At 49.5% G+C, this 25,855-nt stretch carries 17 protein-coding genes and 1 tRNA gene; 9 read left to right on the forward strand and 9 right to left on the reverse strand.

The window, feature by feature from the left end; all coding sequences use genetic code 11:
* Positions 1 to 3 precede the first annotated feature (3 nt).
* On the reverse strand, positions 4 to 2,343 hold the full coding sequence (locus Pan241w_RS22130; protein WP_145220045.1) for an FG-GAP repeat domain-containing protein: 2,340 nt from the start codon (positions 2,341 to 2,343) through the stop codon (positions 4 to 6).
* Positions 2,344 to 2,432: 89 nt separating this feature from the next.
* Entirely contained in the window at positions 2,433 to 4,241 is a 1,809-nt protein-coding gene (sppA, locus tag Pan241w_RS22135) for a signal peptide peptidase SppA (RefSeq protein WP_145220047.1), read from the reverse strand.
* 310 nt (positions 4,242 to 4,551) lie between these two features.
* Here sppA and Pan241w_RS22140 point away from each other — a divergent pair, with 310 nt between their 5' ends.
* Both Pan241w_RS22140 and Pan241w_RS22145 read left to right on the forward strand, forming a co-directional pair.
* Positions 4,552 to 5,361, forward strand: a complete 810-nt coding sequence (locus Pan241w_RS22140; protein WP_145220049.1) for a hypothetical protein — start codon at positions 4,552 to 4,554, stop codon at positions 5,359 to 5,361.
* A 286-nt stretch (positions 5,362 to 5,647) separates the two neighbouring features.
* Complete coding sequence (locus tag Pan241w_RS22145; RefSeq protein ID WP_145220050.1) at positions 5,648 to 6,847, forward strand: pyridoxal phosphate-dependent aminotransferase; 1,200 nt, start codon at positions 5,648 to 5,650, stop codon at positions 6,845 to 6,847.
* 99 nt (positions 6,848 to 6,946) lie between these two features.
* On the opposite strand, the gene Pan241w_RS22150 is transcribed toward Pan241w_RS22145, so the two are convergent.
* The 3 genes from Pan241w_RS22150 to Pan241w_RS22160 all read right to left on the reverse strand — a co-directional run bounded on the left by Pan241w_RS22150 (position 6,947) and on the right by Pan241w_RS22160 (position 14,547).
* Positions 6,947 to 11,773: a right-handed parallel beta-helix repeat-containing protein gene (locus Pan241w_RS22150; RefSeq protein ID WP_145220052.1), complete on the reverse strand. Its 4,827-nt coding sequence runs from the start codon at positions 11,771 to 11,773 to the stop codon at positions 6,947 to 6,949.
* Positions 11,774 to 12,314: 541 nt separating this feature from the next.
* A complete protein-coding gene (locus tag Pan241w_RS22155) occupies positions 12,315 to 13,691 on the reverse strand; it encodes a tetratricopeptide repeat protein (protein WP_145220054.1) in 1,377 nt (458 codons plus the stop codon).
* Positions 13,692 to 13,764: 73 nt separating this feature from the next.
* Positions 13,765 to 14,547, reverse strand: coding sequence for a tetratricopeptide repeat protein (locus tag Pan241w_RS22160; protein WP_232107235.1), 783 nt, complete (start codon positions 14,545 to 14,547; stop codon positions 13,765 to 13,767).
* 236 nt (positions 14,548 to 14,783) lie between these two features.
* On the opposite strand from Pan241w_RS22160, the gene Pan241w_RS22165 reads away from it, so the two are divergent.
* Positions 14,784 to 14,854, forward strand: a tRNA-Gln gene (locus Pan241w_RS22165).
* A 145-nt stretch (positions 14,855 to 14,999) separates the two neighbouring features.
* Entirely contained in the window at positions 15,000 to 15,674 is a 675-nt protein-coding gene (locus tag Pan241w_RS22170) for a hypothetical protein (RefSeq protein WP_145220056.1), read from the forward strand.
* 31 nt (positions 15,675 to 15,705) lie between these two features.
* Here Pan241w_RS22170 and Pan241w_RS22175 read toward each other — a convergent pair whose 3' ends face one another.
* Positions 15,706 to 15,939: a hypothetical protein gene (locus tag Pan241w_RS22175; RefSeq protein WP_145220058.1), complete on the reverse strand. Its 234-nt coding sequence runs from the start codon at positions 15,937 to 15,939 to the stop codon at positions 15,706 to 15,708.
* Positions 15,940 to 16,355: 416 nt separating this feature from the next.
* Here Pan241w_RS22175 and Pan241w_RS22180 point away from each other — a divergent pair, with 416 nt between their 5' ends.
* Positions 16,356 to 17,891, forward strand: a complete 1,536-nt coding sequence (locus tag Pan241w_RS22180; protein WP_145220060.1) for a sulfatase family protein — start codon at positions 16,356 to 16,358, stop codon at positions 17,889 to 17,891.
* Positions 17,892 to 17,952: 61 nt separating this feature from the next.
* On the opposite strand, the gene Pan241w_RS22185 is transcribed toward Pan241w_RS22180, so the two are convergent.
* The 3 genes from Pan241w_RS22185 to Pan241w_RS22195 form a co-directional block, all read right to left on the reverse strand.
* The gene (locus Pan241w_RS22185) at positions 17,953 to 18,240 is read right to left on the reverse strand and encodes a type II toxin-antitoxin system RelE/ParE family toxin (protein ID WP_145220062.1); all 288 of its coding nucleotides are present in this window, start codon (positions 18,238 to 18,240) and stop codon (positions 17,953 to 17,955) included.
* Positions 18,240 to 18,497: a hypothetical protein gene (locus Pan241w_RS22190; protein ID WP_145220064.1), complete on the reverse strand. Its 258-nt coding sequence runs from the start codon at positions 18,495 to 18,497 to the stop codon at positions 18,240 to 18,242. The genes Pan241w_RS22185 and Pan241w_RS22190 overlap by 1 nt, the downstream gene beginning before the upstream one ends.
* 436 nt (positions 18,498 to 18,933) lie before the next feature.
* Positions 18,934 to 20,070 carry a DUF6263 family protein gene (locus Pan241w_RS22195; RefSeq protein WP_145220066.1) on the reverse strand — a complete coding sequence of 379 codons (1,137 nt, stop codon included), beginning with the start codon at positions 20,068 to 20,070 and terminating at the stop codon, positions 18,934 to 18,936.
* A 146-nt stretch (positions 20,071 to 20,216) separates the two neighbouring features.
* Here Pan241w_RS22195 and Pan241w_RS22200 point away from each other — a divergent pair, with 146 nt between their 5' ends.
* From Pan241w_RS22200 to Pan241w_RS22215, 4 genes are all read left to right on the forward strand, one after another.
* On the forward strand, positions 20,217 to 21,650 hold the full coding sequence (locus tag Pan241w_RS22200; protein WP_145220068.1) for a sulfatase-like hydrolase/transferase: 1,434 nt from the start codon (positions 20,217 to 20,219) through the stop codon (positions 21,648 to 21,650).
* 262 nt (positions 21,651 to 21,912) lie between these two features.
* Complete coding sequence (locus Pan241w_RS22205) at positions 21,913 to 24,078, forward strand: hypothetical protein (RefSeq protein ID WP_145220070.1); 2,166 nt, start codon at positions 21,913 to 21,915, stop codon at positions 24,076 to 24,078.
* Between the two features lie 187 nt (positions 24,079 to 24,265).
* Positions 24,266 to 25,036 (forward strand): DUF817 domain-containing protein, encoded by a 771-nt coding sequence (locus Pan241w_RS22210; RefSeq protein ID WP_232107236.1) that lies wholly within the window; start codon positions 24,266 to 24,268, stop codon positions 25,034 to 25,036.
* Between the two features lie 327 nt (positions 25,037 to 25,363).
* Complete coding sequence (locus Pan241w_RS22215) at positions 25,364 to 25,816, forward strand: glycine cleavage system protein H (protein WP_145220073.1); 453 nt, start codon at positions 25,364 to 25,366, stop codon at positions 25,814 to 25,816.
* Positions 25,817 to 25,855 lie beyond the last annotated feature (39 nt).

Consider the following 25,855-nt stretch of genomic DNA (forward strand, 5'->3'; position numbering starts at 1 on the left):
TCCTTAATCTTTCCCATCATCCTGAGGGTAAAGTAAAACACGGTCGTGGCACAAAAGGATCAGATCCTTGCGATTATCACCGGTCAGATCGGCGATCACGGCTTCCCGCGGATTGACACCGGCCCGGTTGGAACGGGAAAAAGTTTTCTCTTCAAAGACTTTGAAGTTTAACGCATGCTTCAGGTCCTGTTTCGCGCCCAAGTTGAGAATTTCGACATGATGAGTGCGTGTGTCGAGGATCACCAGGTCAGACCGACCATCGCCGTTCAGATCGCCTGCCACCGAATCGGTAAAGTAGGCTTGCGGCAATTTTGATTCAAAGGAAGCCACTTCCTTCAATGTGGGTGGAGTCTGACCGGAGTAGAGAATCCCGAATTGTCCCCGTCCGAACAATAACAGGTCGGGCCGCTGATCGCCGTTCAAGTCGGCGACGTGGGCAGAAATAAAGGGAAACTCGCCAATTTCCACTTCTTTCCAAGGACGATAAACATTGGACTCTTTCCGCAAAATGCGGAGTTTCTCAACCCCCAGGTCGACCAGTACAATTTCATCGCCTGGTTCGCCATCAAGGTCAATGTTCACTGCACCGACGACGCGGGCTTTGCTTTCAGGGGCATTGAACTGATCGACAACCTGCCATTGATTGGTGGAGTTCAACCTCAGTCGGCGGGCGAAGTTATTCTGCGCGGTCAGAACCCAGTCCCGTTTTTTGCCGCCAATGAAAATGGATTCGGGTTTGATTTCATCCAAGTTGATTCCCCCGGAAGGCTCAATCAATTTGGGAGTTTGCCTTGGAAGTAACGAGACCATTTTGGGTGATCGGGACAGTCCGTAAAATGCCATGAGTTCATAAATGCCGTCTCCATTGGCGTCGAGCTTGACTAATGATTTGGGCGCATCCAGGCTGGGAGGATTGCTTGGAAACTGATATTCGCTCCACTTCCCATCACTGCCCAGACGGAGTGCCTGCAACTTATAACTATAGCTTCCTTTGTTGACGACTTTGGCGGCATAAATCAATTCGGGTGTCTGATTTCCATCCAGGTCAGCCAGTTCAAACGCCAATGGCTCGCCTTTAATGGGTAGAATTTGAGGAAACGACAAACGCTGTTTGTCTAATGAACTGACGCCGATAATCTTTTCGCGTTCGCTCAAGACAAAGACTTCGCCCCGTCCGTCGCCGTTCACATCTTCAATGCGTAACTGCTCCACGCCCAGCAGACCGGGGTAGGTCTGCCCGAGATCGAGGCCGCGATCTTTCGTTTGCAGATAAACCAGCATTTGCGCGGTTTCCGGGTCAGAGACAACGACATCGCTTAATCCATCACCGTTGATATCTCCCACACCAAAACCACGATTGCGACCTGATCCTGCTTCGCCGAATCCGTACAGAGTCAGTCGTTTGGAGAGATCTCCGTTTTGATTCTGTGCGTTTTCCAGCTGCTGAACTTTGAGACGCCCGGTTTGTGAATCAATGGTCATGATTTCCGAACCCGGTTTGCCATCGAGATTGGAGAGTGTGACCGAACGCGGGTTAGAAAGCTCAAACCGAATTTCCGGCCCCAGTTTTCCATCCTGTTTTTGCAAACGGGCACACAAAACCTGGTTTTTCCCATCACGGGTCGCGTAGGTAAAATCGTTGCGACCATCGCCGTCCAGATCGGCAATCGCAGCAAGGCCCAGCTTGGGAGACGTATTCAGAATTGATTGCGGCGTATTTAACTCCCCTTGCGTGTTCTGCAGAATTTCATAGGTATGATTTTTCCCCAGAACAATTAAATCGTCTTTCTGGTCGAAATTCAGATCTCCGGCCGCAATCGTCCACTGCGTGGGCTGCAAGTCGGCCAGTCGAATCCGTTTGCGTTTTGACCAGTCTCCCTTTTCAGACTGATAGCGAATAATCAATCGATCCGGCAATGCCAGATAAGCCAGATCGTTGCGGCCATCGCCGTTGAAGTCCCCCACGGTCAAAGCAGAGACAGAAACATCAACGGGTACCTTCACATGTTTCAACCGAGCATCATTGGGAATGAAGTTGATGCCTTGATTGGAATCGTCATTCGCTTCCTGATCTTTGTCGGTTCGTTGCTGCAAGATATCAATGCGACTGTTACTGTTGTCGATCAGAATCAGGTCATTCAGATGATCCCCGTTGATATCTTCCGCCAGCATGTTGGAAGAGCGACTGGATAATTTGAAGAGTTCGAGTGGCTTGAATCCGTAGAATTCAGCCAGATTGACTTTTTCGTCAGCGCAAGCCGGCTTCCCGTTTCCTCCGACCACTAAAGCCACTAACGCAAAGAAGCATAAAACCCGGTCTGCTTTTCGTAAGCCGTTAAACATCCTGTCTCCTCGTTCTCATATTTCTACTCTGATCATCAGCTTCAGGCTGAGGCGTTTCAGAGTTGTTAAATCATCAGACCAATTTTTGACTAGTTCACACGAATCTGAAATGGCATCAGCGTCAGCGTTTTTTCCCGAGCCAGCAAGTTGATCAGATCCAGTTGTTTCAACTGCTGTGATAATTCGGGAGAGAGCAGATTGAGCATGCGCGTCATTTGCTGAGCCTGCCCGGCCTGTGCATCAATGGGGCCAAAAATCTGCTCAAACGGACTGGTCGGCCGGGGAAGAATTAATTTTTCAAATTTCTCACCTTTCGGAATCTTACCGAGCTGGCGCGCGTGCTCGATGGCATCGTCCAGCGTTCCCAGTTGATCCACTAATCCATTATTGAGCGCCATCGCTCCTGTATAAACGCGGCCCCGGGCCAGTTTTTCCAGGGCGGTGTACTCCATTTTTCGTCCCTCAGCCGCTTTTTCCGTAAACTGTTTATAGACGGCATACAGCAGCTTGGTCACAGCGGCACGTTCTGATTCCGTAAAGCCAGTCATGGGGCTGAAGGTCCCGCTGTTTTTGCCGCGTGAAATCACGCTGGTGGTAATTCCAATTTTGTTATACAGACCTTCTACAGCCAGTTTCCCGCCTACCACACCAATCGATCCGGTCAACGTGCCAGGCTCTGCAAAGATGTGATTCGCGCCCATGGAAATGTAATAGCCTCCGCTGGCAGCGACATCGCCCATGCTGACCACGATTGGCTTGCCTGCTTCTTGCAGCGAACGCCACATTAAATCACTGGCGAGCGCACTTCCCCCCGGACTGTCGACCCGCAGGACAATGGCTTTGACCTGATCATCTTTAGCTGCTTTTTCAACAGCTTTGATGAAGGTATCAGAGCCCAGTACATTCACACCCAGAAGTCCGCCTTGTGAACTGGAACCAGACATAATTGCCCCGGTTGCATAAATCACGGCAATCCGTGGTCCTGAACCAATGCGTTGTGAGGAATCGATGCCGGCTAACAAATCCATCAATTTAATCAGGCCGGCGATCCCTGAGAAATCGGTATCCGCTCGCTTTTTCGCATATTTCTTGATGATCCGGACTTCGGTCTTGGCTTTGCCTCCGGTGATCAGTTTGGGTAGCTGATCTTCATAGGCAATATGATCGACAAGCCCTTTCTGTTTGGCATCCGCGGCCATGTAGGGTCCAGCGTTGATCGCGGCTTCCACCTGCTCTGCCGTGATGCCCCTGGATTTGGAAATCATTGCTTTGATCTGACGATAATAGTCATCCAGCAGCGCTTCCATTTCTTCACGAAATGCAGGGCTCATATCCGTTCGCGTGTAAGGCTCGGCTGCCGACTTGTATTCGCCGACCCGCAATACGTCCGGCTTGACATCCAGCCAGTCGAATAAATTTTTATAGAAGCTGACCTCGGCGCGCATCCCCAGCAGAATCAGCGTGGCCGACTCTGGCATCACGATCTGATCGCAGGCGGTCGCGATCAGATAATCTTTCGTCATGCCCGACTCAATCCAGGCATACACTTTTTTCTTGCCTTTACGGACTTTGAAAATGGCTTCGCGCAGTTCGTTGATTTTCGCCCAGCCCAGCTGAGTTCCCTTCAAATGCAGGATTACTCCCGTCAGGGATTGATCCTCGGCTGCTTTTTCCAGTCGCCCGGTCACCTTGGAAAGCGACTCGGTCACATCACCAAACAACCCCGGCATCTGTGGGCCTTCGGGATAAGAACCCTTAATGATAATGTGTGCCCAGTTTTCCCGCGTGGGCTTGTCTTTTTCTTCTGCAGCTGAAGCAGATGTCAGCATAAAACAGAGACTGCACCCCAAAACCAGAGCGAATAGTAACCATCGATTTTTCAGAAACGGCATCGACATCAGAAATCTCCAGTAGAGGGACGTATGTATTGTTTGCAGAGGTAGAACCGGCTTTTCGACAATCCGTGAAACGTTAAAACCGTGTTAACTCCTATAAGCAGTCTAAGGCGAACTACCGGCAACGGTCAAGAAAGAGTTGACTGATGCTCCCGTTATTCGCACTGAAAATGATTCGCTTGGGAAAATTCCTGCCGGAAAAACCAAAAAGTGTTGTCAGAGGATGCCTCTTTTGTCACACTGGAGACTTAAGTTTCTCACAGTAATTGACCGTCTCGCTTCATTTTCCGTGTTCAGCTCTGGTTTTCAAAATATGTCTGTCCGATCAATCTTTGTTGCCGTTTGCCTGGTTGTTTCCTGTTCGAGTTCCCTGTTTGCACAAGGGCTGGTCTGGGAATTGCCTCCCGATGGTTCCTGGGTCAGATTTGAAGGCACTTATGAAAAAGAGATGCCGGGGCCGGAATCCAACGATTTGAATGTCAAACTCAAATGGACGCGGCATCTGATTATCAGCTCGGTCGGTTCTGAAATGGCGGAATTCGACGGCGCGCAAACCGCCTGTCGCTGGCTTGAGTTCAAGTGCATTACCGGCAAGGCGACGGAATCGGGAGTAGCCCCGGGGGTCTCGGGCCCGCGGATTTATAAAGTGCTCGTCCCCGAATCTGCAATTAACGGTCAGCTCGTTGATAAAAAACAGATTCCTATCACGTTTCTTCCGATTATTCGTGGCTATCGAAAAATCGGCGATCGAGAAGTTGAACCTTTAAAAACAAATGTGTTGCGGTATTACCCGATGATCACAATGCTCGAGCATTACACCAAATGGGACTCGGAAGGTGAAGCAACGACTGTCGAAACGCCAGCCGGAGCTGTCTCTGCTCGAGAGTACAAGGGAACGTTCATGAGCGAAAGTCCGAGTGCTCGCTCCAAGAACGAAGGTACCATCTGGCGCACGAGCGAGATTCCGTTTGGTGTGGCGAAATGGACCGTGGAAGTCACACGGGATACTAAAGGGGGCACGCAACCCCGATCCGAATTCAAAATGACGTCTCGGATTCATGTGGCGATGTCGGCTCATGAAGTCGGAAAAAATGCCGAGAGCTCGCTCCCCGCGTCTCGCTAATCGACGCACGTTCCGTCCTGTTTGCGACTCTTGAATCACACACGCTCTTCGCAGAACAGGCCGACGGAGGGAGAAACCACCGCTTACGCCTGACATTTGGCTCGGATTCCCTCTCGATTTGTAAACAAAGCTACCAGAGACTTGACGCTATCCGCTCAGGTGCAAAGAATCAGGTGTTTTCGAACATCAAAGAATTCCCGGTGTCCTAACAGGGAATTGGGTGCGATCTGAAAATGGTTTTCAGATACAGACTGTTTTATTCATTCAGACTACAAAGATCACAATTATGTCGATGCAGCTCTCCTCTACTGTCCAGAAACTAAAACCCTCTGCCACAATCGCAGCTGCTGCAAAAGCGAAAGAATTAAAAAACACGGGCGTCAAAGTCTACGAGTTCACGCTGGGCGAGCCGGATTTCAATACTCCTGCTCATATCTGTGAGGCTGCCAAAGCAGCGATGGATAATGGCCAGACCCATTACACTCCCGCCGCGGGAACTCCGGAAGTCAAACAGGCGATCTGCGATGCCTATCAGCGCGATTATGGTTTAAGCTACCAGCCGAATCAGGTGGTGGTTTCCAATGGCGCCAAACACTCGATTCATAATGTGTTGACTGCACTGTGTGGTCCCGGCGATGAAGTGATTATTCCGACGCCTTACTGGGTCAGTTACAGTGCTCTGGTGGAATTAACGGGGGCAACTCCGGTGATGGTCGAAACGACCGAAGAGAGCGGCTTCTGCATGAGTGCCGAACAGTTTGCCCAGGCGATTACTCCCAAAACGAAACTGATGATGCTCAACAATCCCTGTAACCCGACCGGAGCCGCTTATCCGGTGGAAGCACTCGAAGCGCTGGCGCGGGTCGCGGTGGAAAAAGATGTCGCCGTACTCTCCGATGAGATCTATGAAAAACTGATTTATGAAGGTTCCGAATTTCGCAGCTTTGCTTCCTTCGGACCAGACGTCGCCGAGCGCACGATTATCGTCAGCGGCGTCAGTAAAGCCTACGCGATGACCGGCTGGCGGATTGGCTGGACGATTGCTCCAGCAGAACTGACGGCGGCGATGACCAAACTGCAGAGTCAGGAAACCTCGAATCCCTGCAGCATCAGTCAGGCAGCGACGATTGCCGCTTTAAGTGGACCGCAGGAAAGTGTGGCGGAAATGCTGGAAGCCTTCAAAGAACGCCGGAGCTATGTTCGGGAACGCTTACGAAAGTTCCCGGACATCAGTTTTGCGGAACCAGGGGGCGCGTTTTATGCGTTTTTCAACGTGAGTGCTCACTTCAACAAACCGCTGGGTGGCGGCAAAGTAGTGAAAGACTCCAGTGAATTCTGTACCGCACTGTTGGAAGAAGCCCATGTCGCGTTAGTCACCGGTGACGCTTTTGGTGCTCCCGGTTATGTACGACTTTCGTTTGCCACCGATCTCAAAACTCTGGAAGAGGGGCTGAATCGGATTGAACAGTTTCTGTCGCCCGCTTAATTGAAATTGAGTGCATTCATTTAAAAAAGGCCATCCTGAAGCAATTCAGGATGGCCTTTTCGTTTCAGCAGTTTCTTACATCATGCCCAGGAGGGAGGATCAGAATTCCCCCCAACCGAAGGGCAGTTCGCCAACAATTGTTCCCGGCAGGAAGACACCATTCGCATCGTTAGGTGTGGTTACGAATGGATTGGTGTCCAGAATGAAGATACCGGTGTCCCCTGAGACACGGAAGGTACTTTCTCCTGTACCGGAGTAAAGGAAGGTCCCTGCACCAGGAGCATTCAGGTTAGCAATACGAGCAGCCAGACGTTGAGCGTTACGACGTCTTGTAGTAGAGGTGAACGGTCCCGGGCTGGCAACGTTGTTCAAACGCGATTTGAAGGTATCAGCATTGTTGTAGAACGCACCAGTATTGTTTACATCAGATGATATAATTGTATTGGTCTGCCAGGTCAAATCCAAACGAGCCAGTGCATCGCTCTGAATGGTAGTGATGGCCGTCGGATCGGTGGTATTACCCCATGTCCCTGCTGTCGCAGCCGGATTATCCGTGGAGACAAATGATTCGAAGAAGACATCGTCTCCCAAGTTACCCGTTAAAGTCGAGTTGGTAACCGACATGATCACACCAGAGGTAACGAAGTTCCCCACACCGTCACTAGCAAATCCGCCTGGAGCAGTCGTGCTGTTAAAGGATCGAGTGGTACCAACACGAACCACCAGACCAGTGGTACCAAAGCCACTGTCACGACCGTTGTCGATGATCTGGTTGTTATCCATATCCATTCTCAGGTAAACATCCTGGAACAGACTTCCGTCTGCTGCTAGAGGATCTGTAGAAGGATCGGTCTGGTTTTGAGTGAGTGAAGCGGTGTAGACCACATACACACCTTCCAGGCGGTTTTCGTTCACGATATTGTCGTCAAACGCAATGTCGATTGAAGAGGAAGTTCCCCCCAGACCCGGTCGAGCCAGGACATCGAAACCGCGACCTCCGTTGAAGTCGATTACGTTGCCGGTAATACTGAGATCGAAGCTCCCTGAGAGCACATTCATGAATTCGATACCATCTCCGCCGTTGCGGGTAATATCGTTGTTGGAAATGGTCGTGTTATTATACCCGAGCAGATCCAGGTCGATACCGACGGCAGCGTTTTCTGCGATGTAGTTGCGGGCGATCGTGAGTGTTCCAGCGTCTTCGACAGCGATACCGTCGACTCCGTTGTTCACGATCATGTTACCCAGCGAGGAGTCTGCCGCATCCCCGATGACCAGATTATCGGTCGCCCCTTCAAGGTGAATACCGTCACCGGTGTTTTCCGCAATGTAGTTACGAGTCCAGGCCCCGGTGATACCCCGTGTATCAAAAACGGAGTTGGTTAGCTCGGTTGTCATAATACCATGGAGATCGTTTCCGGTAATCACATTGCTGTCCATATTGGCTGACAGCACTGCATCTGATTCAACACGGAGATCGACACCAGAGAGACCGTTATCGGTAACTGTGTTGTTGTTGACGGTATAAGTATCGGTCTTGTTGGCTGCAGAGGCAGTCAGGTCGATACCATTCAGCGTGTTGGTAGTGAAGGTGTTGTAGGTGATGTCGATATTGGTCATGACACCATCCGAGGTTCGGGCCATTTCAAGACCGTTGCCTGTGTTATTGGTAAACAGGTTTCCGAAATCCGTTGTGCTGCCCCCAATTGTAATATTGTCTATTGTACCAAAATCACCCAAGTTATTTCCTGTGACGGTCATCAACAGACCGGATGCAGCACTGTTCTGGATGATACTCCGCTGAATGGTGCTGTTAGTCAAAGTGGCTGTATCCCGCACGATAAACCCGACGCCTTCACCAGTAAACTCACTGCTGAGAGTGGTATCAAAAGTGGTATCAAAGTCGTGTTGATCGATGTCAACCTGGTTGGTTGTGTTACCGATTAACAGCAGACCGATGTGGGCATCACCGTTATTCGTGAAAGTGTTGACGAGTGAATTATCGACGGCAGCCAGACTTCCAAAGGCCAGAGTGACACCGCCATTGCCGCCCACGGTAGTGGTACCGTCGACAGTACCGCCGACACCGAAGCTGGCTCCATCATCACCGGGCAAGGCGGGAGCACGTCCCACGAAAGTATTGCGTGTGATACTGGCCGTTGTTCTGACGTCGCTGGATCCAAACAGGATACCCGAAGTCCCGAGTGTCTCCCGATTAAAGTTGTTCAAATCGATGCTACCCAGGGTATTGACCGCAGTGTTAGTGCCACCCATCGCAGACCCACCAATGAACAGTCCGGCTTCGGTATTGTTACTGAAATCATTGGTGGAAATCAGTGCCGTCGTAAAAGCACCGCCGTTGTTATTGGTAATACTCATACCGTGTCGGGTATTCCCGGTGAAGGTATTATTGGAAACCGAAGGCGAAGCGATGGTCGTCAGATCGATTGTTCCCGTCGTTAAGGTATTTGCAAAGCCATCCTGTCCGTTACCGGTGGCAGTATTGTTGACAATCTGACCACCGATAGTACCTGTATTGAGTGTATTCAGGCTAATCCCGTTCTGACCATTACTGTTAAAGAGGTTGGTAGTCGCATTTACGCTACCGATACTCAGATTGATGGTAGACCCTGCACCATCGGCCGTGGCCACAAAACCATCTGTGGTGTTGTTGCTGGCATTGATGGTTGTCAGTCCCAGATCGAGAACGCCGTTTCCGTTCATATCTTCGCCGGGATCAATCACCCCATTTCCATTCATATCTTCCGTGACAGCCGAGATGGTACCGCCGCCGGTCGCATCAAAGGCAATACCGATGCCGGTGTTGCCAGTTGCTGTGATCGTGTCAAAGGACCGGAATGTGATTGTCCCACCGTTCGAATTGACATGCAGACCAGTATTCGGATTGATATTATTATTGAATGTATTATTGGAGAAGTCCGTATCAATCGTTCCCCCATTCTCGGTCAGAATCATCCCGGTACCGTTTGCATTAGCTGTATTTCCGGTGATTCCCAGTGTCGTAGTACCATCGGCGGCGGTTCCCACCCCATCGATGGTCGTTCCTGCGTTGGCAATGATTTCAAAGCCGGTTCCTGTTCCCGGAGGAACGACGCCCAGATTGTTTGTTGCCGTGTTGTTTTGGAACGCCAGCTCAAGTGTGCCTGTATTCTGTGTGATACGGGCACCATGTAGAGAGTTGGCCCCATCTCCTGAGAACGTGTTATCGGTGACGATACCGATGCCGTTAGCAGTATTGGTGACATCAACACCACGATTATAGAGCACGAACGAGTTACGATTGATATTGAACCCGCGTGTTCCTGCTGAGAAGATGCCGGTGTTATACGGGAGTGCTGCCGTGGTTCCACTGATGTTGAAACCGGAAACTTCCCACGCACCACCTTGACCGGTAACCACATTTCCGCCCGCGGTGTTTGTCAAAGTAGGACGGCTGGCTGCTGGATTATATCCAGGTAGAGTGAGTGTTGATACCGTTCCCATTTGAAGCACATCGAAGGTATGTGTAACAGCTTCACTCAACAATCGTTGGCCTGTGACACCACCGATGCCACCACCATTGTCAAGTAATGTAATCCCGCCGTCCAGATTCATTTCGTTACCATCCTGCACGAAGATAATATCCGTTGTCGCCACTGGAGGAGAGGCATTATAAGCGGCGACTGAACCAAATGGTGTTTCGTACGTACCATTTCCGGCAGCCCCAAAGTCAGGATCGATATGAGCCACAATATAAGGCATGCCGTCATCTGGGTTGATCGCCAATTCCGAATTAATTTCTGTTTTGGTATTCGCAACAATACGGTAATTACGATTCATTGGTTGATACATACGCTGTTGCAGCGTTTTGGGACGCATCCACTTATCAGATCTACCCTCAGGAATTGAGAGTGTCACATTCATCCAGGCGTTCGATCCAAAGACCGAATCCTTGGCATAGCTGACACTCATCTGCCACCAGTCATTAATATTGGCTTCTGCACGGAACTTGGCCCCTGCTGCACTCTTGCCGTGGTCAGAGTTATAATAATAACCGCCAACAAAAGCATCGATTCCGAATTTCCCTAAAACAGGAAGCGGACCACCGATTTCAGCATCAACACCGCCATAGGAGGATTCTGATATCCGAGCCCGGTTCAGGTAAATATTATTTGACTGAAAGTAAGCGCCTCCCGTCAGATTATTCGAAATGACAATTTCACCGTTATTGATCGGGAAGTATCCATTGATACGCGATGTGAGGTATTGACCGATCACTTCCGCACTCAGACCGATCTGATGATAATCCTGATAATGTCCGTCGTCATAATCGTACCAGCCTGCGATGGTGAAGATTTTATCTACGGTTTCGCTATATGCACGCCAACCAGCTCCCAGGTTGACACCACCGGCTCCCTGATCGGTCACCATTGCTCTTAAATCGAGAAAGAGCATGCTTTGTTCCGGGTTAATGGTAAAGGGAACTAAAGCTCCGAGATTCGTATACCCGTCATCATAACCAATTCCGCCACCAATGCCTTTATCCAGACGGTAGATGGTGCGGAACTCTTGTGGTCCCAGAGGTTGGTATCCAGCCCCATTGTCGATGTACTCATTCACGACCATGGTTCGCGGATCAGGATATTTGTAAGGAGCATATCCTTGCAAATTATCCTGATAGCTGACATCTTTCATCGTCGTAAAACCGGGAACATCATTTCTCTGGACTGTGTTATCAGGAATAAAATCGTGCCTGAACACGCCAGAAGAAACACTGCCTACAATGGCGGAACCTTCTTGTTCGCCTAGAGTAGCGTGTCCTTCGGATTGATTGTCCCCAGTTTGTTCCGGCTCTGCAGACGCGAACGCCAGTACGTACTGAGATGCTAATAAACAGCAGGCCAGGCTGACACATAATTTGTTCATCGAAAGCTCCAACGTCGATGTGTAACTCGTCTCTTACGATTTCAGACGATCAACTCCGTTCCTTAATAGTCTCCTGGGATTTTCACTCTTTGAGGCATCTGCCCCCACTCAAAAATCCCTGTCGACCAGAGTGACAGGTGAAACCTGACACTCTTCCCCTTGTCTCCGGGTCGGATGTAAAACTATTCCGATTATCCGGGTACAAGCGGTTATTCTGATCTTTCGGAATAATCGTGTTGTTAAGTTGAGACGAAATATGCTAATCGGAGGGGTGAGCAGAAAACACGATAAGTACAGACACAGTTCGCACGTTGAAAAAGAAGGCGTAACACATTTTCAATTAGAGACTTATGTCAATTAAGATTGCATGGATTTGTCAGGAATTTCTGATCGGAGTGATTAGAAAATTATTCAAAATTTTTGCTGTGAATTCAGGCGAAAAACTGATCCGAGACATGACAATTTGAACACTGCATTGCCTGACAGCGCGAGAATCCTGGGAACTTAGCAAGAGATGGAAGTTTAGACTCGAAGAAAACTATTACTTAAACCAGACTGTGTCAGCTTCCCATTTACCCCCAACAGGAATCAGAGTCGTTAAAGTCCGGCCATTTTTCATTTTGATTTTGGCACGAATTTTAGCTCCCGATCCTTCAATCTGAACCGTGTGAATCAAGTCTTCCGGCGTGGCAGAAGCAGCTTGCGGTTTTGCCATTTCCAACGACTCAGCGGTAATCAGATTTCGTACACGTTCCGTGAAAAACGGCTTCAGCGCGTCGACGTCACCCTGTTGAATATATTTCAACTGAAGCACCATGATTTCTCTGGATTTTGTAACCAGCTGTTCTTCCAACTTCTTTTTCTGGATCGCGGTCAGCGGACTTGTTTCCGGATGTGCCTCCACCAGTTTCGCCGATTTCAGCCGCTCAATCCATTGCCGGCGATCCTCTTCGCTCAGAGGTAGTTTACGCGTCACATAAGCCAGACGATGCATATCACGTTTGCCACGCACCATTCTGTTGATCTCGTGTTGGGCCGGTGTCTTATCACTTTTGGCCACACGCCACTCATACAGAATATCATCGTCCCCATCTTGAATGACGTTCCACTCTTCAACCTCATAGGACTGCTCAACCAGGGCTTTCATCCGATTCATCATCTCTTTGGCGGTAAGTTGCTCACCCAGCTTGAACAGCCTCTGTGTGGAAAACATCTGCTTGTAATTCTGGACCGCTTCTTCGGGTAAGACATACTCCGTGAGAGCATTGGTTGCGTTCATCAACCGATAGCCCTCTCTCCAAGGCGGCCCCAGACGAAATTCCATTGATCTCAGTGCTTTGGAATATTCTGCAGAGAGGCCGCGTGTATCGACGACCGCGTAGAGCCTGCCCTCACGAAAGTTGAGCCACATAAACCCATAAATCAATTGCGTTTCATCGGACTGATCCCGCTGTCGATCCGGTTTTCCCAGCAATTTGAGTGTTTCGACTTCCGGCGTCCCCACGTTTAAGACGCCTTTCCGATCAAAAAAACTCCAGAATTTCAGGAAATCGCGCAACGCATTTTTGTTTGTGGAATCCAGAAGCACCGCTTTCCGCATTTCCACCCAGCTTTTGGACGCTTGAGAATCTTCCAGATAACTGACGCCTAACAGGTAATGCAAGACACTGCTTTGAGGCTGTAATGCAACCGCTTTTTCAAACTCGGCAATCGCATCCTTCCAGTTTTTCTGCTTGAGAAAGGCCTGCCCCTGTTTTGCATGCTCCAATGCAGCTGCTTTCGCTTTGGGATCCTGCTCAGGAGAGGCTGTCTGCGGACTGGTTTTTTCCTGTGCCTGCACGTGATTTCCGCAGAGACAGCTGCAGGAAATCAGACAGAAACACAAAACGAGAGTCAGGTCATGCAGACGAAATTTCATCGTTGTTTGATCCCCTCCAGGTTTAAAACAGACGCCAATTCAATATGGACTGGATTGCAAGAGAGTGAATGGCTTACTTCGTGACTTCGGGTTCCGTTAATAATTGTAGCTCTAAACGACCGGTATGCCACATATAATTCGGCCCAAAGCCGGCGCGTGGCCCCCATTTGTTGTTGACCGCCTTTTGTAAATATTTGCGTGCGGCTGCTTTCCGCCCCTGAAGCGACTCGTTCAAGCCAATATACAGATAAGCGTAAAAGTGGCGTTTTTCCCGCTCGTTTTCATCAATTTCTGCCGTCTTAATATTCTTCAAGATCTGATCCGGCGTGATTTTGCCTTCGAACAGGCGGTAAATATCCGGGAAAGGCTCGCGATCATCCTTTTCATATTTCAGCAGGCCCTGTTGAGCCTGCTTGGGGCCTTTGGCCTGATACTGTGAAAAGAAACGCCAGATTCCATTCTCGCGATCGACATTGTCGAACGAATGATAAATTTCAAACTGCTTCGCTGCCTCGTCATACTGCTTCGCGTAATAGCAGGCAATCCCCCGACGCCAGTGAGAAGCTTTTATCGAAGGCTTCAGCTCGACCATTTTGTCATAGTCGGCAACGGCAGCTTTGAATTTGCCTTGAAAGAAGAACGCATCCCCTCTCCGCGAAAACAAGTTACTCTCATTGGGAGTTTGTTTGATCTGAGCCGTCAATTCGTCGATCAATTGAGAAAGTTTGAGCTGCATCATAGCTCGTTCTTTCGCGGCGTCTGCTTTCGGAGTTTCTTCCGCTGCCCGAGCGTATCCGCTGGCATACGGCATTAAAATTACCCCGCAAAGCAATCCTCGGTATATGTAACGTCTCATCAACTGGCTCTTTCGTCCTGAACACAGATTTCCGGCCGGGAAGATTAACTGAACCTTCTTTCTCAATATACTGTCATACTCTGGTAGAAGTGAAAAGAGCTGGAGAGACTGAAAAGAATAGAAAATTCTCTCCCCAAACGACTTGGCGTGCGAACAGAATTTCGTATAATGGCCGAACATAGCTGCAAGTAATGCTACCTGCTCAGCTTAGCTAGTTTTCACAAAGCACAGATTATTGCCTGATAGTGTAACGGTAGCACGAGTGACTCTGACTCACTTAGTCTAGGTTCGAATCCTAGTCGGGCAACTTACAAAAGTCCTGAATCAGTTCTGATTCAGGACTTTTTTATTGAACAGTTAGAAATTGACTTTTACCAGAGAGCCATCAAGAGCAATTCATATGTAGAGTCACGTCAGTTCCGTTCATATTTTCTCTTAGATCAGGAGAGCCAATGATTTCAGTCGATTACTCTTGTAATAAACACGGTTGCACTAATCGCTGTCCTGAAGAATATAGTGGTTGTCCAGAATGCGGAGCTCATTTCTGCCAGGACTGTGCGTTAGAGTTTGAGATGATCTGCTCTTGCGGGGGAGAGTTACAGCAAGATGAATACTTTAAAGTTTGCTGTCCCGATAAATTACCCGTAGAAGTCGTGCAATACAAAACATTGAAGGAACGGCTGAAAGCGCTCAATGAAATCCGACCGCGCTATAATTTCATCGAAGCTGAGTACAACAATTACAAGAGCATCATTATCAACTGTGAGCGAGAAGCAAGAGCGAACAGAACTGAAGTCCAAGACAATGAAGGTTATTATCTGTTAACCAGAGCGCCTCTCAAGTATTTTTATCCAAATGAAGTAGTAACGAACCTCATCAACCATGCAGTCCCTTCCAATGTAGATCAGCTTCTCAGCGTGCTCACTGATGAACTTTACATGCAAGAACTCCTCGAGCAGATAGATAACGCTCCTCGTACTGATGAGGAATGGGAAGAGTTAAAATCCCGTTGGAAAATATATTCATTGATTGTAGGTACATGGATCCCGCACGATGGTGAAGAAAAATGTTTTTATAGCTATCGCGACAGCATCGAATTAATACGCAAGCATCTTCACCGAGAATAAACTCAATTCCCTTTTTCCGACTCACCAATTCTCACCGTTGCTGTGAAAGAATAATCAGTTTCCACTGAATCGGCCCCAGGTCTTCGGCGTGCTGGTGGTGGTTCTGGGGCGGGAACGGATTATTCTTGTTCGAAGCGATCTCGTCTCCACACGCTTTGCAGCGGTAGATGCCGGAGTGCGGGCAGTTCTCACCCGGATTGTGCAGCGTGTCGAACTCTGGATGGTCTGCCTTTTCGAGGTACTCACTATATTTATAAAGCGCCATGTGAACTCCCTCTCCCTGAAAAATATGAAAAGTGATTTGTGCAGGCGATTCTGCCGACACGTTGATCAGATCGGAAAGTTGATCATCGTCTTTACTTTAGCTTAACTATCAAGATCAACTCTTCAATATTAATCTTCCACAAAATGGGATTCTTGCGGTCCGCAAGAACGAACGAGAGAAATCGGTTGCATTCGGGACCATCCGATCCCGGATCGAATTTTCGTGTACTTTCGTGTTTTTCGTGGTAGTAAAAAACGGTCTCTTGTGTCACTGTTGGCTTATCAACACAGAATAAGAAACAGATGGCTTTTCCGAGTCCTTGATTGACAACCCTGAATTCATCGTTGATGATAGAGGATTCAAACGTTTGTCTTTCTCAATAATAAATCGACCTCTTTTGGTGCAGAGTCTCTTCTATGAATCGAATTGTGATTGCGTTCTCACTTGTGGCTTTGATGTTGTTCAGTCAAGGACCTCTCCTCAAGGCGGCTGAGCAACAGCCGAACATTTTGTGGATCATTGCCGAAGACATGGGACCGGAACTAGGCTGTTACGGTACTCCCGAAGTGAAAACGCCCACGCTGGACCGCCTCGCTAAGAACGGCATGCTGTTTCAGAATGCATTCACCGTCACGCCCGTCTGTTCCACCAGCCGTTCTTCATTTATGACAGGCATGTACGCCATGTCGATCGATGCGCACAATCATCGTTCGCATCGCGAAGGAACCAATCCGCTGCCGGAGGGCGTTCGCGTCATCACCGACTGGCTGCGTCCCGCCGGTTACACGACGGGTAATATTAAAACTCTGACCACTGATCGCAAGCTGGCCAAGTTCTATAAAGGAACCGGCAAGACTGACTGGAATTTCACGTATCCCAAAGGCAAACAACCGTTCGACGTGAAGAACTGGGATGACCTGAAGAATCAGCAGCCGTTTTATGCCCAGATTAATTTTTCAGAAACCCATCGTGGCGGTGCCTGGAATACGTCGCACGATCATATCGGCTATCAGGCCGACCCCGCTAAGGTGAAGATTCCCCCTTACTACCCTGACCATCCTGTCACGCGCGGAGTGTGGGCACAATATCTAAACGCTGTAATGGCCGTTGACAAAAAAGTGGCTTTCATTCTGGATCTGTTGAAGCGAGACAAACTCGATAAAAACACGATCGTGATTTTCCTCGGCGATCACGGCCGTGCGATGCCTCGCGGAAAACAGTGGCCGTACGATAGTGGCCTGCATATCCCCCTCATCATTTACTGGCCTGAAGGAAACGATACGCTCCCTGCCCCCGCACATTACACGCGCGGCGAAAAAAGCGAACAGTTGATTTCCTCAATTGACTTGAGCGCAACGACACTCGCCTTAGCAGGCGTTACAAAGCCAGAGAAAATGCAGGGACAGGTCTTTCTGGGAACACAAGCCGAGCCGCCCCGCACGTATGTGTTTGGCGGACGCGACCGTGGCGACGAAACCGTGTTTCACATTCGCACGGTGCGCGACAAACGCTTTCGTTACCTGCGCAACAAATATCCGGAACACCCCTTCCTGCAGATCAATCGTTACAAGGAAACGCAGTATCCCATTATCGGCCTGCTACGCCATTTGCACGCCGAGGGCAAACTGACCGGCCCACCATTAGCACTGATGGCAAAAAGCCGCCCCAAAGAAGAACTTTACGATTTACAGAACGATCCCTGGGAAATTAACAACCTCGCAGAAGATCCCCAATCTCAAGAGACGAAACAACGACTAGCGTCGGCGTTGGATCAGTGGATGGAAGAAATCGACGACAAAGGTCGAATTCCCGAAGATCCTTCCATCCCCAAATTCTGGGACGAACGTTCCATACGCGTTTATTCAAAACGATTGCAGGAACGCCCGAAAGACTGGTTCCTCACCAATCCCGCACTGGGGCCTTATAAAGTGGAAAGCAACAAATCTGAATAGATTCGCTTGTTTTCGTGGTAGTCAAAATCGATGAAGCAGACCGCCTTCTCCGCCTGTTTACTTATAGCAAATCTTCCCACTGTCTGGCGCCGTGTAGAATGCGGAGTATCTGGATTCCATTTTCGATCGGTTCGTAAAAAATGAGGTAGTTCCCAATCGGAAAACAACGAAGACCCTTTCGAAATTTGTCGTGTTTAGAGCCCAGCCCGGGATGTACAACCAGTTTTTGTAGCATCTCATTAATTCGCAGGATAAGCTGATCGGCGGCATTCGGATCGTGCTCAGCTATATAAGCCCAGATACTCAGGGCATCTTCATTGGCTTGACGCGTGCGTATGATCCGCGGCATTACTTAGTCTTTGTTTCATGGCGGGCGTGTGCTTGTTTGAGAATATCTTCCACATCCCATTCTGCGAGGTCACCGGCGTCAGCCTGATCAAAGCCGATCTGGAGCTCGCGACGCAATTCGGCATCCACCCACTGTCGAAAATTCTCCTGGGAGATCAAGACATAGCTCTTTTGTGTCTGATCATCCTCAATTTTGAGAGGACGGTCAGGCTGCTGGTGTAATGCCTGTCGCATTTCTTCAGTGATTTTGGGAGCCATAATCGCGTCTTTTACCCAAAAAAGGAACCTGAAATAAAAAGAATATAAACAGGGCACTAAAGCACGACCCATTCATATTAATTATAACACCACCAAATCCTCTGGGCTACAGTGAACTTGCTTGACGCAAACAAAGATTCTAGTCATCGCTCATTATTGCCTGCCCGCCTGCCCCATCAAAAACATTCGTGCGTTTTCCCTGTTCCCTTTACCAGAATAATACAAATTTGAACCCCGCCAGGCGGGTTGGCACATAGGCCAACCCCTACGCCGGAATGGGGGATATTACTCTGATTTCGTTCGCATTACCTGACAGTTTCCTGTTGCCTGCAGCAATCCCATAGTACGCTTTTCGTGTGCTTTCGTGATTTTCGTGGTAGAAAAAAATGGAATAGATTACGGAAGCGCGAAATTCATGAGTAACTCTGGAACATACTCAGTTCGCAGATCGTTTCAGTGTGCCGCGGGGTGTGATTTTTGCAGCGGGGCCGAGGGGGCGTTCTTCCTGATGCGGGAACGCACGGATCGTGGTGACGATCTGCTTCTGCTGTTCGAACTGTTTGCCGCTGGCAAGTTTGACGGTCGTTTCCAGAAAGCGTTCAATTTTTGATTCCAGAGGCAAGCCGGTTTTACGGTCAATCATGCAGGTGCCGAACGATTTGCCGCCACGAATGTAGAGTTGCACTGACTTACCGTTCTGATTGATCGGACTGCTGATCTTGGAAGCCGCGATATCGCCGGCAATATTGATCGTCGCGATCTTGTCGTTCAGCTCGCGGAGTGTGTATTCAGTTTTGAGCGTCATTGGAATCGGCTGCGTCAGGCGACGGGTTTTCGTCCAGGTCTCGCCCACACGAATCGCACCCCCTTTGTGGTGCTCGTCAATGTTGTAAGGCAGGAGCCCAATGCTGTCATCGATGAAATTGGCCACGCCGTCATCGCCCGACGATTCGGAAATTTTAGCCAGCACCGTTTCCCGCTGACTGGCGGGAGTGTTCTGCAGGCAGCGTTTGAGAAAATCATCAAAGCCGACCAGCTCGACAATTTTATTATCCGCGCCGATCCAGAAAGAAAATCCGTTGTCGACCAGCCGCTGATAAGCCTGCACTTCAGGGGGAACCGGGCCGCTCGTGCGGTTCGAATCGTAGTTGACGCGCTCCCCGGCGATATCGTGCGAATATTTGACGCCGGTATAACGCACCTTGAATCGTTTGCGGCCGTCATCGCGAAGCTCTTCCACCGTCAGAGCCAGAATCAGTTCCAGCTTCGATTTGCTGTTCACAATTCCCGCTGCGGAAGCCTGCGACAATGTCTGTTCTACGGTTTTGATCATCGGAAACCGCTGATTGACGGCCAGATTGAGTTCCAGTACTTCCACTTTTTCATCACGCAACGAAGCATTCTGCACTTCGATCGGCGTCTGCAGTGGTTTCGCGGCCGTCGTTGTTTCGGGGGGCGCTTTACTCTCCACTTCCGTCGGTTTTTCGTTTTGTTTTTTGCTCCAGTATGACCAGCCGGTCCCGGCGAGAATCACAATTCCCAACATCCAGCTGATATAACGCTTGCCCTGCATGGCGACTTGGCCCAGAATAGATAAAGAAAACTAACGAATAGAGGTCTGGTGAAACTTTTGAGATGCAAAAGTTATCAGCAATAGTGATTTAGTGAAAGACGAATTCGGCCTTGATACGCCGATTCTTTGTTCCACAGGGGGATCCGATGCGAACCGTATTTCAGGTGTTTCTGTCAGTTTTATGTTTGATGTCTCACTTCCAGAGCGAAGCAGCCGCTGAGGATGTCAAAAAAGCGACGCATCCTAATATTGTCTTTCTGCTCAGCGACGACCAGCGGCCCGATACGATCGGAGCACTGGGTAACAAGATCATCAAAACGCCGAATTTAGATCAACTGGTCAAACAAGGAACCAGTTTCACGCGGGCCGTCTGTGCGAATCCGATCTGTACGCCCAGCCGGGCTGAGATCATGACCGGCGTGAGCGGCTTTCACAATGGCTCCCTGGATTTCGGCAAACCGATTAAACCAGAACTGACGACCTGGTCTCAGGCGATGCATAACGCGGGCTACAACTCCTGGTATGTGGGCAAATGGCACAACGATGGTAAACCCGTGATGCGGGGTTACGATGAAACGCTGGGACTCTTCACGGGCGGCGGTGGTCGCTGGGCTGTTCCCTCTTATGATGGTAACGGCTTGCTTGTCACCGGTTATCGTGGCTGGATCTTTCAGGATGACGAGCGAAACATGTTTCCTCAGAAAGGGGTCGGCCTGTCTTCCAATATCAGCGAGCATTTTGCGGACGCCGCAATTGAATTCATCGAACGCAAACATGAAAAACCATACTTCCTGCATGTTTGCTTCACGGCACCCCACGATCCGCTGCTGATGCCGATTGGCTATGAGCAGTATTACGATCCGAACAAAATACCGGTCCCTGTGAACTTTCAGCCCGAGCATCCCTTTGAGCATGGGAACAAGTATGGTCGCGATGAAAAACTGCTTCCCTGGCCGCGGACGAAACAGATCGTGCAGAACGATTTATCCCTGTATTACTCGGTCGTTTCACATCTGGATGCCCAGGTGGGTCGAATTGTAGACGCACTGAAAAAGTCGGGACAGTGGGAGAATACAATTCTGATTTACTCCAGCGATCACGGCCTCGCGATGGGCAGTCACGGCTTACGGGGAAAACAGAATATGTATGAGCACACGGTCGGCGTGCCGCTGATTATGGTCGGGCCCGGCATTCCCGCGGACAAGCGATCAGCGGCTCAATGTTACCTGCGCGATTTATATCCTACATCCTGTGATCTCGCCGGTGTTCCAATTCCGAAAACGGTGGAAGCGAAGAGTCTCAAGCCCGTGCTGACTGGTGATAAAGAAGCGATCTATGACGAAGTCTATTGTTACTTCCGTAATTTCCAGCGCATGATTCGGACCGATCGCTGGAAGCTGATCGTCTATCCGCACCTGAATCGGGTCCAGCTGTTCGATTTGAAACAAGACCCGCTCGAACAACACGATCTTTCTCAGGCCCCTCAGCATCAACAGGTTCGTGATTCGCTGCATCGCAAACTAAACGACTGGCGAAAGGAGCAGAACGATGCGTCGCTCGCATCGGCAAAAAAATCCTGAAGGGGTTGCTGACTGCTGCGAAAATGATTTCGTCTATGTGTCATTCTGATGGCGCAGGGCGGTCTCTGGTTGTTTTTACAATACCGGGTGTCGAGTCGGTCGTTTGTTTTCATATTTTGTAAGCACATATATATAAAGGAATTAGAACAAGCCATTTTGCCACCAGACACCAAACCGGCATAATTGGCATATTTTACGCTCTTCTCTTAAATCGTTCACATCACAACGCGGGCAATTACGATTTAGCCAAAAGGGGAGAGTCATGATGATCCAGAATAAAGTCCGTTTGTTCAAGCGGCCGTTTCGCGTCCTACTGTCACTGGCATTGATCGGGGGAATTTGCGGTGCCCCCTTAATGGCGGCTGACAAGTCATCCAGAAAATCATCGGGCCGCAGCAGTTCATCCAGCCGTAGCGACCGGGATAGTTCAAAACGCTCTTCGAGTCGGCCCAGCCGCTCCAAAAGTTTGAGCCGCTTAAGTAGCAGTCGATCACAGAGTAGTCGGCCCAAGTCGTCTTCGCTGAGCAAGTCACGTCCTTCACGAAATGTATTCAAAAACATTTCCGATAAGTCAACACCCAAAGTCATCAATCGTGGTTCGAGCAAATCGAAATCAAAACCGTCTTTCAAGGTTGCTCCCAAAACCACGCGACCAAGTACCAGGCTTCCGAATTTCGGTAAAACGAGTGGTCTCAAATTCGACACCAAAGATCTGAAACCGCGCGTTCCCAATCGCAAGGTGCCAGATCGCCGTATTCCCAATGTGAAGGTACCTGATCGGAAACCGAATACCGGCAAGTTTGTTCCTAAGCCAGGCAAGAAGACACGCCCCTCGAAACCGGGCAGCAGCAATGTGTTCAAGCCGGGCAAAGGGACCTTCGTACCAAAGCCGGGAAAGAATACGACACGTCCCAAACCGGGAAAGGGTAACAGCAATGTCTTCAAACCGGGTAAAGGAAACTTCGTCCCCAAACCTGGAAAGAATATCGGACGCCCCAAACCAGGGCACGGTAGCAACAATGTGTTTAAGCCAGGCAAAGGCAAGTTTGATCCCAAACCGGGTAAAGGAAATCGAATTCCGCCCCTCAAAGATATTTCACGCGGCGATTCTTTGAAGAAACCAGGCAAGACCCGTTATCCCGGCGTGATTGGTCCTTCAAAGCTCAAAAATTTATCCAAAGGGAATGGAAAGCATAAAGGCCCCGGGCACAAGTGGCTCGGAAAGAATGGTGTGCCTTTGAAGAAAGATCTGTTCAAAGATAAAAACATCAAGCCCATCCGCCCCAGTCTGGAAAAACAACTGAAAGTCGGGAAATTAAATACCCTGATTCACAGTAACAAAACCAAGCACTGGAATATGAAGAAGCAGTTCGAACTGCACAAAAAAGGAGACGTCGCTCGTCAGTTGCACTTGCACAAGAATCTATTGAAGCAGGGTGGCTGGCGAAACCGAAATCTGTTTGGAAAGATGGCTAATTCCTTCACCACAACACACTTTGGTGCCTGGTACGCTGGTCCCGGGTTCTACCCTAACTACTGCTGGAGCCCTCACTGGAGTGCCTGGGTTGACTGGTGCTGGTGGGACTGGTGTCACCCAATCTGTGACCCTCGTCCGATCATCTGCCGTCCGATTATCTGTGACCCTTGTACTCCCTGGGGCTGGTATGAATGTCCAATCTGGCAACCACTGCCAGTGGTAACCTGCGGTACCTGGATCGATATCGAACCGATCGTGATTGACGCAGGACTCGACCTGCAGATGCTGGCTGTTCGCTTTGTTGACTCGGGTCATCCCGAACAGGAACTCGGACCTCGCTTCCGCGTCTGGTTCCGTAACAACAGTGATGTCGATATCAACGCACCATTCAACGTCATGCTGCTGGCTTCCAACTCACGTGAATTAGAAGCAGGTGTGCCGGAAGCAGGATCACGCGTTGATAACATCGCTGCAGGACAGATTCAGTCAGTCGATATCCGTCTGCCGTTCGCTGCCAACCTGATGGCGACTGACGAAGAGGGAAATCAACTGCCTTTCGAACAGCTGCATGTCTTGATCGATTCGCATCGTGAAATTCCGGAAGCGTTCGAAGAAAACAACGGAGCCGTCATGGCACGCGTCGACGTGTTGCCTGTTGACCCCGCTTTGTTCTCAACGGATACGGACGTCGTTGTCAGTGGTGCACTGGTCAATCTGGCCGGTGAAGGTCTGGGACCAGAGCCAGGGAAAGTCCTGGTCTCTCTCAATGGAATGAACTTTGAAGCGGAAATCTACGGCTGGTACGACCTGGGCGTGCAGGTCAAGATGCCCGAGCTGCCTCTGCTGGACGTTGCGGAAGCAACTCTGGTTGTCGTACGCGGCGACGGAGCCGTTTCGAATCCGGTCGATGTGGAGTTTGCACCACAGGTAGCTGCCGTCATCGTTGAGTAACGGAAGTGTGCGAGGGATGGCTTGGAGCCATCCCATGTTCCGAGCAGGGAGCAGACAATGTGTCTGCTCCCTTTTTTCGTAGATCGACAAAGCGGTTTGCACTACAATTCGTCTTGAAAATCTCTGCTTGCTTTGACTCGTGCATTTCGAGGCCGTTCTCCTGAAAACCTTTCTCCACGAATTCTGGTTGTTTGGAATCAAACAGGCGTCGGCCTGCATCTTTGGCGGCTTTCTGCTGGCGATGATGATCCTCACACGATTCTGGTATCCGTTTGACTTTTTATATCGTTACGATTTTCTGTTTCTGGCGGCTGTCGCGTTTCAGATTTTTCTGTTGTGCTTTCGTCTCGAATCGCCGCGGGAAGCAGTCGTCATTCTCATTTTCCATTTCGTGGCGACGGTGATGGAACTGTTTAAGACGTCCGACGGCATTCGCTCGTGGCAGTACCCGGAGCCGTTTGTGATCGGCATTGGCAACGTGCCTCTCTTTGCCGGATTCATGTATAGTGCGGTAGGAAGTTATATCGCACGCGTCTGGCGGATTTTCGACTTTCGCTATTCCAGCTATCCACCCATGTGGAGCACTGTCGTGCTGGTGACGCTGATCTACGTCAATTTTTTTTCACATCACTTTGTGACGGACATTCGCTGGCTGCTGATTTTCGCCAGCCTGTTGATGTTTGGTAAAATCCAGATCTATTTCAAAATGAACCAGGTCCACCGACATATGCCACTAGTTGTAGGCTGGCTGCTGGTCGCACTGTTTATCTGGTTCGCCGAAAACCTGGCCACGTATGCCAATGTCTGGATCTATCCCGAACAGACAGATCACTGGCAAATGGTGCCGCCCTCCAAACTCGTGGCCTGGTATCTGTTAATGATGCTGAGTTTCGTGCTGGTTTCTTTAGTCAACCGGCCTATGATCTATAATGAGCCGACACCCCACAATGAAAAATAAAACAAGCAGGTGAGTCGAGGGCAAAGGGTAATACTGTTTGAATGTATCCATCTCCATTCAAAACTGCTTAAATCAATTGACTTAGTGTCGCTCTGAGACTGAGAGAAAATGCATATAATTATCTTAATTTGACGTGTTTCTGGTGTACTGTTGAGAAAATTCCGTCTTCATGGCATTCAGAACAGAATCCTGCTTGCATCCCGTGAAAAAACTGTTTCTACTATTTAAGTAGTGTATATTGCGAAAATTCCTGCCTTACCTGAAGATCGGGATTAACTCCCTTTTCACCTTGGGCTTAGTGAGAGCGACGCCCATAACAAAATGACCATGCCTGACGATCTTGTCTTTATGATGGGGAATTTCGAGGCCCGAATTCCTCAAGACCGTGTTTATAGTAAATCACACCTGTGGTTGATGCCGGTGGCAGACCGTTGGCGCGTGGGTTTTACTGCCTACTCCGTACGTTTATTACAAGATGTCTATTTTCTGGATTGGTTTATTGATCCATTTACCCATGTTCAGGAAAAACAGAAGATCGGTGAAATTGAGAGCTCCAAAGCGTTATCCGATCTCTATACACCGGCTGCGGGACAGATTCTGGAATTCAATGAAGAGCTGTTAAACGATCCTTCTGCTATCAATCAGGCAGATAATTATACCAAGGGTTGGTTATTTGAGATGGAGAACGAGGCGCAGTGGTTGACGCCAACAGAGTATCTGCAAGTATTAGAGGATGGCTGGGAACAGACCCAGCGAATGATCAAAGGGCAACTCAACTAAGAAACGACAAAACGCTTTTCTGTTTCAGTTGAGCGTTGA

The organism is Gimesia alba, assembly GCF_007744675.1.
GTDB lineage: Bacteria > Planctomycetota > Planctomycetia > Planctomycetales > Planctomycetaceae > Gimesia > Gimesia alba.

Excerpts from the sequence above, each read along its gene's own strand:
- Pan241w_RS22130 (WP_145220045.1), bottom strand. The coding sequence starts at position 2,343 with ATGTTTAACGGCTTACGAAAAGCAGACCGGGTTTTATGCTTCTTTGCG.
- sppA (WP_145220047.1), bottom strand. The coding sequence starts at position 4,241 with ATGTCGATGCCGTTTCTGAAAAATCGATGGTTACTATTCGCTCTGGTT.
- Pan241w_RS22140 (WP_145220049.1), top strand. The coding sequence starts at position 4,552 with ATGTCTGTCCGATCAATCTTTGTTGCCGTTTGCCTGGTTGTTTCCTGT.
- Pan241w_RS22145 (WP_145220050.1), top strand. The coding sequence starts at position 5,648 with ATGTCGATGCAGCTCTCCTCTACTGTCCAGAAACTAAAACCCTCTGCC.
- Pan241w_RS22150 (WP_145220052.1), bottom strand. The coding sequence starts at position 11,773 with ATGAACAAATTATGTGTCAGCCTGGCCTGCTGTTTATTAGCATCTCAG.
- Pan241w_RS22155 (WP_145220054.1), bottom strand. The coding sequence starts at position 13,691 with ATGAAATTTCGTCTGCATGACCTGACTCTCGTTTTGTGTTTCTGTCTG.
- Pan241w_RS22160 (WP_232107235.1), bottom strand. The coding sequence starts at position 14,547 with ATGAGACGTTACATATACCGAGGATTGCTTTGCGGGGTAATTTTAATG.
- Pan241w_RS22170 (WP_145220056.1), top strand. The coding sequence starts at position 15,000 with ATGATTTCAGTCGATTACTCTTGTAATAAACACGGTTGCACTAATCGC.
- Pan241w_RS22175 (WP_145220058.1), bottom strand. The coding sequence starts at position 15,939 with ATGGCGCTTTATAAATATAGTGAGTACCTCGAAAAGGCAGACCATCCA.
- Pan241w_RS22180 (WP_145220060.1), top strand. The coding sequence starts at position 16,356 with ATGAATCGAATTGTGATTGCGTTCTCACTTGTGGCTTTGATGTTGTTC.
- Pan241w_RS22185 (WP_145220062.1), bottom strand. The coding sequence starts at position 18,240 with ATGCCGCGGATCATACGCACGCGTCAAGCCAATGAAGATGCCCTGAGT.
- Pan241w_RS22190 (WP_145220064.1), bottom strand. The coding sequence starts at position 18,497 with ATGGCTCCCAAAATCACTGAAGAAATGCGACAGGCATTACACCAGCAG.
- Pan241w_RS22195 (WP_145220066.1), bottom strand. The coding sequence starts at position 20,070 with ATGCAGGGCAAGCGTTATATCAGCTGGATGTTGGGAATTGTGATTCTC.
- Pan241w_RS22200 (WP_145220068.1), top strand. The coding sequence starts at position 20,217 with ATGCGAACCGTATTTCAGGTGTTTCTGTCAGTTTTATGTTTGATGTCT.
- Pan241w_RS22205 (WP_145220070.1), top strand. The coding sequence starts at position 21,913 with ATGATGATCCAGAATAAAGTCCGTTTGTTCAAGCGGCCGTTTCGCGTC.
- Pan241w_RS22215 (WP_145220073.1), top strand. The coding sequence starts at position 25,364 with ATGCCTGACGATCTTGTCTTTATGATGGGGAATTTCGAGGCCCGAATT.